Below are 11965 nucleotides of genomic sequence, written 5' to 3'. Positions count from 1 at the left end.
CCGGCCAGCCGCCCTGCCCCTTGGAGCCCTGCGACCGCCGCGTCAGCAGCGAAGAGGCGAGACTTTAGCACCGGTCCCGCAGACTTGGCAAGCGGATGGAAGAAGAAATTTGAGACCCGGCTTTCCCGGAGACACTCAGGCCGTCAGCAGGCTCCGGGAGGCGGTCTTGCCTGGCTCGGCGCGCAGCAGCTGCGCGCACATCGCTTCCGGGCTTTCGGCGTCAAGGATCTGACCGAGCAGGGGCGCGAGCTTGCGGGTGTCGGCCCTCAGGAGCCGCTGCTTCACGGCAGCGATGCGCGACGGGTGCATCGAGAACGAGCGCAGCCCCATCGCGAGCAGCAGCTCGGTGCAGGCCGGGTCCCCGGCCATCTCCCCGCACACGCTGACGCCCCTGCCGGCTTCGCGCGCCTGCCGGATCACGTCGGCGATCAGGCGCAGCACGGCCGGATGCCAGACGTCGTACAGGTGCGAGACAGCCTCGTCGGCGCGGTCGATCGCCAGCGTGTACTGGATGAGGTCGTTGGTGCCGATCGAGACGAAGTCGAAGTGCTTCAGGAACAGCGGCATCTGGAGGGCAGCGGCCGGGACCTCGATCATCGCGCCCACCTCGACCTCGCCGTACGGCACGCCGGCGTCGTCGAGCTGCCGCCGGGCGCGCGCGATGGCCTCGAAGGTCTGTCGGATCTCGCCGGCGTGGACGAGCATCGGGATCAGCAGGCGGACCTTGCCGAAGGCGCTGGCCCGCAGGATGGCGCGCAGCTGCTTGCGGAACATGCCGGGCTCGGACAGGCTCCAGCGGATCGCGCGCAGGCCGAGCGCCGGGTTGAGGGTATGGGCATGCCGCAACTCGCCCACCGTCATGCGGTCGATCGGCTTGTCGGCGCCGATGTCCACCGTGCGGATCGTGACCGGCAGCCCCTGCATCGCCTCGACCGCGGCGCGGTAGGCCTCGAACTGCTCGTCCTCGCTCGGCAGCGCGCCCCCGCGGTTCATGAACAGGAACTCGCTGCGGAACAGCCCGACGCCGGCGGCGCCGGCGACAAGCGCACCCGGCGCATCCTGCGGCAACTCGATGTTGGCCAGCAGGTCGATGCGCTCGCCGTCGAGCGTGACGGCCGGCGTGTGCCGCAGGCGGGCGAGGCGCTCGCGCTCGAGCTGGATCTGCCGCTGCCGGAAGCGGTACTCCTCCAGCACGATCGGCGAAGGGTCCACGATCACGACGCCGGCATCGCCGTCGATCACCACCCAGTCGTCCTGCTGGATGAGCCGGCTGGCCTCGCGCGCCCCCACCACCGCCGGGATGTCCATGCTGCGCGCGACGATCGCGGTGTGCGAGGTCTTGCCGCCGACATCGGTCACGAAACCGGTGAAGACGCTGCGCTTGAACTGCAGCATGTCGGCCGGCGCGATGTCGTTGGCGATCAGCACCAGCGGCTCCTCGCCGCCGAAGTCGCCGCCGTCGGACGCCGGGGCCGGCGGCGGCGCCAACGGGACGGCCGCGCCGCGCGCGAGCGCGCGCAACAGGCGCTCGACCACCTGCTCGAGATCGGCCTTGCGTTCGCGCAGATAGGCGTCCTCCATCTCGTCGAACTGGCGTGCGACGACCTCCAACTGCGCCGACAGCGCCCACTCGGCGTTGTAGTGCCGCTCGCTGATCCAGCAGATGGTCGCACCCGTGAGAAGCTCGTCGCGCAGCAGCATCAGGTGCACGTCGAGCAAGGCCGCCAGCTCGCCCGGTGCGTCGGCCGGAAGGTCTCGCTTGAGCGTCTCGAGCTCCTCGCCGACGGCGTCCCGCGCCTCGCAAAGCCGCGCCACCTCGAGAGGCACCTGCGCATCCGGGATGAAGTAGTGCGCCACGTCGACGCGGCTCGACGCGACCAGGACGGCCTTGCCGATGGCCACGCCGCGCGAGATGGACAAGCCGAAGACCTGAAAACTCATGCGGCGCATGCTAGCAGCCGGATCGTGCCGCTTCACTCGGGTTTGTCACCGAATGCGAACCGGAAGCTCTCCCTACCGGCAGGCCGACCGCGCGGCCCGAACGACTCTTGATTCAGCTCAAATTCCCCGCCCCGCCCCGCTGCGCTCGCCGGGCGAGCCGCAGGGGCGCGGACGGGGCTCAGCTCCGATAGTCGGCGTTGATCGAGACGTAGTCGTGCGAGAGATCGCAGGTCCAGACGGTGGCGTGCGCGCCATCATTGCCCGAGGCACGGCCGAGCTCGACGCGCACCGTGATCTCGCTCTGCTTCATCACGCGCTGGCCGTCGGCTTCCTGATAGTCGGGATGGCGGCCGCCGTTGCGCGCGACATGCACCTCGTCGAGGTAGAGGTCGATGCGCGTCTGGTCCAGGTCCTCGATGCCGGCATAGCCGACGGCGGCGAGGATGCGGCCGAGGTTGGGGTCGCTCGCGAAGAAGGCGGTCTTGACCAGCGGCGAGTGCGCGATCGCGTAGGCGACGCGGCGGCATTCGTCCTTGGTGCGGCCGCCGTCGACGCGCACCGTGATGAACTTGGTCGCGCCCTCGCCGTCGCGCACGATCGCCTGCGCGAGCTGCTGCGACACGGCGATCACCGCGTCGCGCAGCAGCGCGCCCTCGGGCGACTCGAGCTGCTCGATGCGCGGGTTGCCGGCCTGGTGCGTCGCGACCAGCACGAAGGAGTCGTTGGTCGAGGTGTCGCCGTCGATCGTGATGCGGTTGAAGGAGCGGTCGGCCGCCTCGCGCACGAGCTCCTGCAGCAGCTGCGGCGCGATGGCGGCGTCGGTGGCGACGAAGCCGAGCATCGTCGCCATGTTCGGACGGATCATGCCGGCGCCCTTGCTGATGCCGGTGACGGTGACGGTGCGGCCACCGATCTGCACCTGACGCGAGGCGGCCTTGGGCAGCGTGTCGGTGGTCATGATCGCCTCGGCGGCCAGCGCCCAGTTGTCCTCGCGCAGGTCGGCGATCGCGGCAGGCAGCCCGGCCTCGATGCGCTCGGCGGGCAGCGGCTCCATGATCACGCCGGTCGAGAACGGCAGCACCTGCTCGGGCGCGACGCCGAGCTGGCGCGCCAGCGCCTCGCAGGTCGAGCGCGCACGCGCCAGGCCGTCCTCGCCGGTGCCGGCGTTGGCGTTGCCGGTGTTGATCAGCATCGCGCGCACCGGCTGGCCGCCGGCAAGGCGCTCGCGGCAGAGCTGCACCGGCGCGGCGCAGAAGCGGTTGAGCGTGAACACGCCCGCGACACTGCTGCCCTCGGCGAGCCGGAACACGGTCAGGTCGCGGCGGTTGGCCTTGCGCACGCCGGCCATCGCGATGCCGATCTCGACGCCGGCGACGGGGTGGAGGTCCTGGGGATTCGGGGCGGAGAGATTGACGGGCATGGCGGCAGCGGTCGTTCGGATTGAGGATAGGGGGCGATTGTAGGAAGCATGCCGCCTGCCCGGTTTCGCATCGCGTGGGCGCGGCGGCAATGACGAAGGGGCCCGCAGGCCCCTTCAGGAACGGATCGGCACGGAGGGCCGCTCCGGTTCAGCTCAGCCGGCCGTGGCACTGCTTGTATTTCTTGCCGCTGCCACAGGGGCAGGGGTCGTTGCGGCCGACCTTGGGCACCTCGCCGGCCGGCGGCTCCGCGGGCTCGGCGGACTCGCTGCCGTCGGCATTGGGGTGGCGGTAGGTGACGTTGGAGAGATGCTCGGCGCGCTCCTCGATCGCCTCGGCCGCGCTCGCGACCTCCTCCTGCGACTGGATGCGCACCGTCATCAGCACGCGGGTGACCTCCATCTTGACCAGGTCGAGCAGCTGCGCGAACAGCTCGAAGGCCTCGCGCTTGTACTCCTGCTTCGGGTTCTTCTGCGCATAGCCGCGCAGGTGGATGCCCTGGCGCAGGTAGTCGAGCGCCGCGAGGTGTTCGCGCCAGTGGCTGTCGATCGACTGCAGCAGCACCATGCGCTCGAACTGCGTGAACTGCTCGCGTCCGACGCGGTTGACCTTGGCCTGGTAGGCCTCCTCGGCGGCCTTGAGCACGAGCTCGAGGATGTCGTCGTCGCCGATCGCCTCGCTCGACTGCACATGGCTGACCAGCGGCAGCTCGAGCTGCCACTCCTCGCGCAGCACCTTCTCGAGGCCCGGCAGGTCCCACTGCTCCTCGACGCTCTCGGCCGGCACATGGGCGCGCACGACGTCCGTGAAGGCGCCCTCGCGCAGCGCGGCGATCTGCGCGCTCAGCTCCTCGGCGTCGAGGATCTCGTTGCGCTGCTGGTAGATCACCTTGCGCTGGTCGTTCGAGACGTCGTCGTACTCGAGCAGCTGCTTGCGGATGTCGAAGTTGCGGCCCTCGACCTTGCGCTGCGCGCTCTCGATCGAGCGCGTGACGATGCCGGCCTCGATCGCCTCGCCCTCGGGCATCTTGAGCCGGTCCATGATCGCGCGCACGCGGTCGCCGGCGAAGATGCGCATCAGCGGGTCCTCGAGCGACAGGTAGAAGCGCGAGGAGCCGGGGTCACCCTGGCGGCCCGAGCGGCCGCGCAGCTGGTTGTCGATGCGGCGCGACTCGTGGCGCTCGGTGGCGATGATGCGCAGGCCGCCGAGCGCCTTGACCTTCTCGTTGAGGCCCTGCCACTCGTCGTGCAGCTGCCTGATGCGGGCCGCCTTCTCGTCGGCCGGGATCGAGTCGTCAGCCTCGATCATCTGCACCTGCTTCTCGACGTTGCCGCCGAGTACGATGTCGGTGCCGCGACCGGCCATGTTGGTCGCGATCGTGATCATGCCGGGGCGGCCCGCCTGCGCGACGATCTCGGCCTCGCGGGCGTGCTGCTTGGCGTTGAGCACCTGGTGCGGAAGCTTCGCCTGGTTGAGCAGCACCGAGATGCGCTCGGAGTTCTCGATCGACGTGGTGCCGACCAGCACCGGCTGGCCGCGCTCGTGGCAGTCGCGGATGTCGGCGATCACCGCGTCGAACTTCTCCTTGTCGGTCTTGTAGACGCGGTCGAGCTCGTCCTTGCGCTGGGTCGGGCGGTTCGGCGGGATCACCACCGTCTCGAGGCCGTAGATCTCCTGGAACTCGAAGGCCTCGGTGTCGGCCGTCCCCGTCATGCCGGAGAGCTTGCCGTACATGCGGAAGTAGTTCTGGAAGGTGATCGACGCGAGGGTCTGGTTCTCGGGCTGGACCGTCACGCCTTCCTTGGCCTCGACCGCCTGGTGCAGGCCGTCGGACCAGCGCCGCCCGCTCATCAATCGGCCGGTGAACTCGTCGACGATCACCACCTCGCCGTTCTGCACCACGTAGTGCTGGTCGCGGTGGTAGAGGTGGCGCGCGCGCAGCGCGGCGTTGAGGTGGTGCATCAGCGCGATGTTGGCCGCGTCGTACAGCGACGCGCCCTCGGCCAGCAGCCCGGCCTGCACCATCAGCTGCTCGGCCTTCTCGTGCCCCGCCTCGGTCAGGAAGACCTGGTGCGTCTTCTCGTCGGCGGTGAAGTCGCCCGGCTCGATGATGCCCTCGCCGGTGCGCGGGTCGGCCTCGCCGATCTGCTTCTTCAGCTGCGGCACGATCGAGTTGATGCGCAGGTACAGCTCGGTCTGGTCCTCGGCCTGGCCGCTGATGATCAGCGGCGTGCGCGCCTCGTCGATCAGGATCGAGTCCACCTCGTCGACGATCGCGTAGGCCAGGCCCCGCTGCACCCGGTCGCGGGTCTCGTAGACCATGTTGTCGCGCAGGTAGTCGAAGCCGAACTCGTTGTTCGTGCCGTAGGTGACGTCGGCGCCGTAGGCGGCCTGCTTGTCCTCGCGCGGCATCTGCGGCAGGTTCACGCCCACCGTCAGGCCGAGGAAGTTGTAGAGCTTGCCCATCCACTCGGCGTCGCGACGCGCGAGGTAGTCGTTGACGGTCACGACATGCACGCCGCGGCCGGTCAGCGCGTTCAGGTAGACCGGCAGCGTCGCCATCAGCGTCTTGCCCTCGCCGGTGCGCATCTCGGCGATCTTGCCGGCATGCAGCGTCATGCCGCCGATCAGCTGCACGTCGAAGTGGCGCATCTTCAGCACGCGCTTGCTGCCCTCGCGCACCACGGCGAAGGCCTCGGGCAGGATGTCGTCGAGCGACTCGCCGGCTGCGACGCGCTGGCGGAACTGTGCGGTACGGCCACGCAGCTCCTCGTCCGACAGCTTCTCCAGCGAGGACTCCAGCGCGTTGACCTTCTCCACCGTGCGCCGGTACTGCTTGAGGAGCCGATCATTGCGGCTACCGAAAATCTGGGTGAGAAGCTTGGGCAACATGCAGTTCGGTTCTTGAAGGTGGAGGCTTCCGGGAGCCGGCGCGGCCGTACGGCACGGGCGAAGGGCGCGCGGCGCACCGCTCCGTCCCCGCGCCTGCACCATGGTGCAGGAGTGCCGAGGCGGCCACGCGGAAAGCGAACGAGTTTAGCACCGGGGGCAAGACGCCCCCGCCGCTTGCCCGGCGCCCCTCAGCGCACGGCGAGACGGGGCGCCTGCCGGGACGCCGGGTCGGGAGCGAGGAACTTCGCGGGGTTCTGCGGCACCCCGTCGACCAGCACCTCGAAGTGGAGATGCGGCCCGGTCGAGCGCCCGGTGGAGCCGACCTGCGCGATCGGCTGCCCGCGGCGCACGATGTCGCCGACGCCGACCAGCAGCCGCGAGGCATGGGCATAGCGCGTCACGAGGCCGTTGCGGTGGTCGAGGTCGATCATCAGCCCGTACTGGGGATGCCGCTCGGCGACCTGCACCACCCCACCGGCTGCGGCGAGGATCGGCGTGCCGACGTCGGCGGCGAAATCGAGCCCCGTGTGCAGCGCGTTGCGGCCGCTGAAGGGATCGAGCCGGAAGCCGAAGCCGGAGCCGACCGGGGCCGCCACCGGCGGCGTGCTGGGCACCCGGAGGTTCGTCAGCCGCTGCTCGAACAGCCGCGACTCGATCAGCGTGAACACGTCCAGGCGCTGCTGCGACAGCTCGTCGAGCGCCTCCGTCGCGCGGTTCAACTGCTCGAGCGAAGGCCGGCTCGCGGGCAGGAAGGGCCCGCCCCGGCCGCCGCCCGCGCCGACACGGACCTCCTCGGGCTTGAGGCCGGCGAGGCCCGAGACCCGTTCGCTCACCGTCTCGAGCCGCACCAGCCGGGCCTGGATCTCGCCGACGCGCTCGGCCATCGCGTCGAGGTTCTCGCGCATGAAGCGGTCGCGCTGCGCGAACTCGTCCTGGACGACCAGCGCGACGAGGCGGCTGACGCCCGGCCAGCCCTCGCGCGCGGCCTTCAGGAAGACCAGGTGGTAGACGGTGCCGGACAGCGCCAGCATGAGCAGCAGCAGCGCGACGGCGCAGGCAGCCAGTTGCCAGGCACCGAGCTGGAGCACGCGCGTTCGTGCCAGACTGCCATGGGTGACGATGATCTGCACCGATAAACTCCTCGTCATGCGACCGCGTACCGAACCCACGCTCCCGATCTCGGAAGCCCTCAAGCGCAGCACGCCGCTCGCGCGGCTCGAACAGCTGTTGCGGGAATCCCAGTCCCGCTATGCCGCCGTGCGCCCGCTGCTGCCCCCGGCGCTCGCCGCCCACGTCAAGCCGGGGCCGATCGACGAGCAGGGCTGGTCGCTGCTCGCGCCCAACAGTGCCGTGGCCGCCAAGCTGCGCATGCTGCAGCCCCGCCTCGAAAGGCAGTTGCAGCAACAGGGGTGGAAGCCTTGGAACATCCGCGTCAAGATCAGCAACGGCTGAAAAAGCCCTGTGCTTCCGGGACGCAGGATGATGGTGCCGACTGTCCGACTCGAACGGACGACCTACCGCTTACAAGGCGGTTGCTCTACCAACTGAGCTAAGCCGGCAACTCCAGAACGGGAGTTTACTTGACGCGCTTGAGGGAAGGCCGCGCGCCCCCCGGACCGGCGGCGGGCGGAGGTTCCTCGCCACCGCCCTCGGGCGTCGGCGCGGGCGCCAGGCGCAGCCCCCCGGAGGCGCTTTCGCGCGGGTCTTCGGCAGGCGTCTCTTCCACCTGCGGCGCGGAGGTTCCCGACAGCGCCTCGGTCGGCAGCGGGAAGGCCATGCCCTGCCCGTTCTCGCGTGCGTAGATCGCGATCACGTGGCTGACCGGCACGACGATGTCGCGCGCGACGCCGCCGAAGCGGGCACGGAACTCGATGAACTCGTTGCCGAGCTTGAGCCCCGAGGTTGCGTCGAAGCTCGCGTTCAGCACGATCTCGTTGTTCTTGACGTACTCCCGCGGCACCTGCACCGAGCGATCCACGTACACCGCCAGGTAGGGCGTGAAGCCGTTGTCGGTGCACCAGTCGTGCAGCGCACGGATCAGGTAGGGCCGGGTGGACGAGCCGGACGGCCCGCCGGCCCCGGAGAGATCGCTGGACGTGGAATCGCTCATGACCGTCGTTGTTCCTGGACTGCTTCTTACTTGCGCATCACCTTCTCGGACGGCGTCAGCGCCTCGATGTAGGCCGGCCGCGAGAAGATGCGCTCGGCGTACTTCAGCAGCGGCGCCGCGTTCTTCGAGAGTTCGATCCCATAGTAGTCCAGGCGCCACAGCAGCGGCGCGATCGCGACATCGAGCATCGAGAAATCGTCGCCGAGCATGTACTTGTTCTTCAGGAAGATCGGCGCGAGCTGCGTCAGGCGGTCGCGGATCTGCGAGCGCGCCTTCTCGAGCTGCTTGTCGTTGGCCTTGATGCCGCGGGACTCGAGCGCGTTCACGTGCGTGAACAGCTCCTTCTCGAAGTTCAGCAGGAACAGCCGCACGCGCGCACGGGCCACCGGGTCGCCGGGCATCAGCTGCGGGTGCGGGAAACGCTCGTCGATGTACTCGTTGATGATGTTCGACTCGTACAGGATGAGGTCGCGCTCGACGAGGATCGGCACCTCGTTGTACGGGTTCATCAGCGCGATGTCCTCGGGCTTGGCGAACAGGTCGACGTCACGGATCTCGAAATCCATGCCCTTCTCGAACAGCACGAAGCGGCAGCGGTGGGAGTACGGGCAGGTGGTTCCGGAGTAAAGCACCATCATGAGAGCGTGCTCCTTATCATCAAGGTTTCAAAAAAAGGAAAACGGAGTGGGCGTCGGAAGACCTCCCACTCCGGATCAGGCTCATGTTACCGGTTCCCCGAGGGGTCACCGGTCGGCCGCGACCGTTCTTCTTACTTCACGTCCTTCCAGTACGCGGCATTGAGGCGCCAGGCGATGAAGGTGAAGAGCGCCAGGAAGATCAGCACGCCCACCCCCAGGCGCACGCGCTGCCCCTGCACCGGCTCGCCCATCCACTGCAGGTAGGCGACCAGGTCGGCGACCATGGCATCGAACTCCTGCGGGTTGAGGCTGCCGGGCGCCAGCTGCTCGTAACCCGCGAACACCTGGTGGGTCTTGTCGTGCGGATCCGCCTCGAACTTCGCCACGCGCTGGCCCTGCATCTCCCACAAGGGGTTGGGCATGCCGACGCTCGGAAAGGCCAGATTGTTCCAGCCTGTGGCTTTCGTGTCGTCGCGGTAGAAATTACGCAGGAAGGTGTAAAGGTAATCCGCCCCGGTGCCGCTGTGCGAGGCACGCGAGCGCGCGATCACGGTCAGGTCCGGCGGCGTGGCGCCGAACCACTCCTTGGCCTGGTTCGCGTCGAGCGACACCTTCATCGTCTCGCCGACCTTGTCGGTGGCGAACATCAGGTTGTCCTTGATCTGCGCCTCCGTCAGCCCGATGTCGCGCAGACGGTTGTAGCGCATGAAGGCGGCCGAGTGGCAGTTCAGGCAGTAGTTGACGAAGACCTTGGCGCCGTTCTGCAGCGCCGCGACATCGGTGAGGCGCTCCCTCGGGAACTTGTCGAGCACCATGCCCGCCTCCGAGGCCTGGGCCCCGGACACGATGGCAAACGTGGCCAGCAGGGTAAGGATGAGCTTTTTCATTTGTGTGCGACTCCGGCGGGCTCAGTGGGCGGCAAAGGTCACGCGCTCGGGCACCCGCTTGAACTGGCCCAGCGTGCTCCACCACGGCATCAGCAGGAAGAAGCCGAAGTAGAACAGCGTGCCGACCTGGGAGACGATTTCGCCGACGGGCGACGGCGGCTGGATGCCGAGGTAGCCCAGCACCACGAAGACCACGACGAACACCATGTAGAGCCACATGTGCCAGTTCGGACGGTAGCGGATCGACTTGGCCGGGCTGCGGTCCAGCCAGGGCAGGAAGAACAGGATCACGACCGCGCCGCCCATCACCACGACGCCCCAGAACTTGGCGTCGAAGGCCTTGAGCAGGCCCACCGCGACCAGCGCCGCGACGGCGATCGCGATCTTCGCCTTGGCGTTGAAGCCGCCCTTGAGGATCGCGAGCACCGCGCCGATGCCGATGATGACCGCCAGCACGTTGACCATCAGGTCGGTGGTGGCGCGCAGCATCGAGTAGTACGGCGTGAAGTACCAGACCGGCGCGATGTGCGGCGGCGTCTTCAGCGGGTCGGCCGGGATGAAGTTGTTGTACTCGAGGAAGTAGCCGCCCATCTCCGGCGCGAAGAACACCACCGCCGAGAACACGATCAGGAAGATGCTCAGGCCGTAGATGTCGTGCACCGTGTAGTACGGGTGGAAGGGGATGCCGTCGAGCGGCTTGCCGTCCGCGCCCTTCTTCGCCTTGATCTCGACGCCGTCGGGGTTGTTCGAGCCCACCTCGTGCAGCGCGATCAGGTGCGCCGCGACCAGGCCGATCAGCACCAGCGGGATCGCGATCACGTGGAAGCTGAAGAAGCGGTTGAGCGTCGCGTCCGAGACCACGTAGTCGCCGCGGATCAGGATCGCGAGATCCGGGCCGATGAAGGGCACCGCGGCGAACAGGTTCACGATCACCTGCGCGCCCCAGTAGGACATCTGGCCCCAGGGCAGCAGGTAGCCGAAGAAGGCCTCGGCCATCAGCATCAGGAAGATCGCGCAGCCGAAGATCCACAGCAGTTCGCGCGGCTTGCGGTACGAGCCGTACAGCATCGCCTTGAACATGTGCAGGTAGACGACGACGAAGAAGGCCGACGCCCCGGTGGAGTGCATGTAGCGGATCAGCCAGCCCCAGGGCACGTCGCGCATGATGTACTCGACCGACGCGAACGCGAGGTTCGCATCCGGCTTGTAGTGCATCACGAGGAAGATGCCGGTGACGATCTGGATCACCAGCACCGTCAGCGCGAGCGAGCCGAAGATGTACCAGAAGTTGAAGTTCTTGGGCGCGTAGTACTCGCCCACGTGCTCGTTGTAGAGCTTGGTGAGCGGGAACCGGTTGTCGACCCAGTTGAGCAGCTTGGCAGCGCCCGATGCGCCGGCCGGCGCTTCTTTGTATTCAGCCATGGTGTTTAACCTCGAAAACGGCGGGGCTTCAGGCCTGCTTGTCCTCGCCGATCAGCAGGCGCGTGTCGGAGAGGTACATGTGCGGCGGGACTTCCAGGTTGTCCGGCGCAGGCTTGTTCTTGAAGACGCGGCCCGCCATGTCGAAGGTGGAGCCGTGGCAGGGGCAGAGGAAGCCGCCCGGCCAGTCCGCCGGCAGCGAGGGCTGCGCGCCGGGCTGGAACTTGTCGCTCGGCGAGCAGCCGAGGTGCGAGCAGATGCCGACCGCCACGAGGACTTCCGGCTTGATCGAGCGATGGGGATTGCGCGCGTACTCGGGCGTCAGCTCCGCGGGCTTGCGCTCCGAGTTCGGGTCGGCCAGCTCGCCTTCGACCTTCTTCAGGGACTCCAGCTGCTCGGGCGTGCGGCGGATGATCCACACGGGCTTGCCGCGCCACTCGACCGTGACCTTCTGGCCGGGCTGCAGCCCCCCGATGTCCACTTCGACCGCAGCACCTGCGGCACGCGCCTTCTCGGAAGGCTGGAAGGTGCTGACGAACGGGATCGCGGCGGCCACGCCACCAACAGCACCTGCGCCACAGGCGGCCGCTACCCAGACGCGGCGGCCCTTGTCCACTTGCTGGTCACTCATGGAGGTCCTCAAAAGCACTTCAATAGTTA

Annotated in this window: 10 protein-coding genes and 1 tRNA gene; 1 reads left to right on the top strand and 10 read right to left on the bottom strand. The window is 68.2% G+C overall.

Features of this window, described 5'->3' with window-relative positions; all coding sequences use genetic code 11:
* Window positions 1-135: 135 nt before the first annotated feature.
* From ptsP to D3A59_RS21175, 4 genes are all read right to left on the bottom strand, one after another.
* On the bottom strand, window positions 136-1941 hold the full coding sequence (gene ptsP / locus D3A59_RS21190; protein WP_119157320.1) for a phosphoenolpyruvate--protein phosphotransferase: 1806 nt from the start codon (window positions 1939-1941) through the stop codon (window positions 136-138).
* A gap of 178 nt (window positions 1942-2119) precedes the next feature.
* Window positions 2120-3361 carry a bifunctional glutamate N-acetyltransferase/amino-acid acetyltransferase ArgJ gene (gene argJ / locus D3A59_RS21185; RefSeq protein ID WP_119157315.1) on the bottom strand — a complete coding sequence of 414 codons (1242 nt, stop codon included), beginning with the start codon at window positions 3359-3361 and terminating at the stop codon, window positions 2120-2122.
* A gap of 148 nt (window positions 3362-3509) precedes the next feature.
* On the bottom strand, window positions 3510-6251 hold the full coding sequence (gene secA / locus D3A59_RS21180; protein WP_119157314.1) for a preprotein translocase subunit SecA: 2742 nt from the start codon (window positions 6249-6251) through the stop codon (window positions 3510-3512).
* A gap of 188 nt (window positions 6252-6439) precedes the next feature.
* Complete coding sequence (locus D3A59_RS21175) at window positions 6440-7381, bottom strand: M23 family metallopeptidase (protein WP_119157313.1); 942 nt, start codon at window positions 7379-7381, stop codon at window positions 6440-6442.
* On the opposite strand from D3A59_RS21175, the gene D3A59_RS21170 reads away from it, so the two are divergent.
* Window positions 7371-7703, top strand: coding sequence for a DciA family protein (locus D3A59_RS21170; RefSeq protein WP_240636159.1), 333 nt, complete (start codon window positions 7371-7373; stop codon window positions 7701-7703). The two genes, D3A59_RS21175 and D3A59_RS21170, sit on opposite strands and share 11 nt — an antisense overlap.
* A gap of 31 nt (window positions 7704-7734) precedes the next feature.
* On the opposite strand, the gene D3A59_RS21165 is transcribed toward D3A59_RS21170, so the two are convergent.
* The 6 genes from D3A59_RS21165 to petA form a co-directional block, all read right to left on the bottom strand.
* Window positions 7735-7810: transfer RNA gene (locus tag D3A59_RS21165), tRNA-Thr, on the bottom strand.
* A gap of 17 nt (window positions 7811-7827) precedes the next feature.
* Window positions 7828-8361, bottom strand: a complete 534-nt coding sequence (locus D3A59_RS21160; protein WP_119157312.1) for a ClpXP protease specificity-enhancing factor — start codon at window positions 8359-8361, stop codon at window positions 7828-7830.
* A 26-nt stretch (window positions 8362-8387) separates the two neighbouring features.
* Window positions 8388-8999: a glutathione S-transferase N-terminal domain-containing protein gene (locus tag D3A59_RS21155; protein WP_119157311.1), complete on the bottom strand. Its 612-nt coding sequence runs from the start codon at window positions 8997-8999 to the stop codon at window positions 8388-8390.
* Window positions 9000-9130: 131 nt separating this feature from the next.
* Window positions 9131-9886: a cytochrome c1 gene (locus D3A59_RS21150; RefSeq protein ID WP_119157310.1), complete on the bottom strand. Its 756-nt coding sequence runs from the start codon at window positions 9884-9886 to the stop codon at window positions 9131-9133.
* 21 nt (window positions 9887-9907) lie between these two features.
* A complete protein-coding gene (locus D3A59_RS21145) occupies window positions 9908-11308 on the bottom strand; it encodes a cytochrome b (protein WP_119157309.1) in 1401 nt (466 codons plus the stop codon).
* A gap of 28 nt (window positions 11309-11336) precedes the next feature.
* Window positions 11337-11936, bottom strand: a complete 600-nt coding sequence (petA, locus tag D3A59_RS21140; protein WP_119157308.1) for a ubiquinol-cytochrome c reductase iron-sulfur subunit — start codon at window positions 11934-11936, stop codon at window positions 11337-11339.
* Window positions 11937-11965: the final 29 nt, after the last annotated feature.

Origin of the sequence: Caldimonas tepidiphila, from assembly GCF_003569765.1 — a bacterium.
GTDB lineage: Bacteria > Pseudomonadota > Gammaproteobacteria > Burkholderiales > Burkholderiaceae_C > Caldimonas > Caldimonas tepidiphila.
Note: the sequence above shows the minus strand (reverse complement) of the source record. Positions and strands in the feature narration are given on the sequence as shown.

Excerpts from the sequence above, each read along its gene's own strand:
- ptsP (WP_119157320.1), bottom strand. The coding sequence starts at position 1,941 with ATGAGTTTTCAGGTCTTCGGCTTGTCCATCTCGCGCGGCGTGGCCATC.
- D3A59_RS21145 (WP_119157309.1), bottom strand. The coding sequence starts at position 11,308 with ATGGCTGAATACAAAGAAGCGCCGGCCGGCGCATCGGGCGCTGCCAAG.
- D3A59_RS21150 (WP_119157310.1), bottom strand. The coding sequence starts at position 9,886 with ATGAAAAAGCTCATCCTTACCCTGCTGGCCACGTTTGCCATCGTGTCC.
- D3A59_RS21160 (WP_119157312.1), bottom strand. The coding sequence starts at position 8,361 with ATGAGCGATTCCACGTCCAGCGATCTCTCCGGGGCCGGCGGGCCGTCC.
- argJ (WP_119157315.1), bottom strand. The coding sequence starts at position 3,361 with ATGCCCGTCAATCTCTCCGCCCCGAATCCCCAGGACCTCCACCCCGTC.
- secA (WP_119157314.1), bottom strand. The coding sequence starts at position 6,251 with ATGTTGCCCAAGCTTCTCACCCAGATTTTCGGTAGCCGCAATGATCGG.
- D3A59_RS21170 (WP_240636159.1), top strand. The coding sequence starts at position 7,371 with ATGATCTGCACCGATAAACTCCTCGTCATGCGACCGCGTACCGAACCC.
- petA (WP_119157308.1), bottom strand. The coding sequence starts at position 11,936 with ATGAGTGACCAGCAAGTGGACAAGGGCCGCCGCGTCTGGGTAGCGGCC.
- D3A59_RS21155 (WP_119157311.1), bottom strand. The coding sequence starts at position 8,999 with ATGATGGTGCTTTACTCCGGAACCACCTGCCCGTACTCCCACCGCTGC.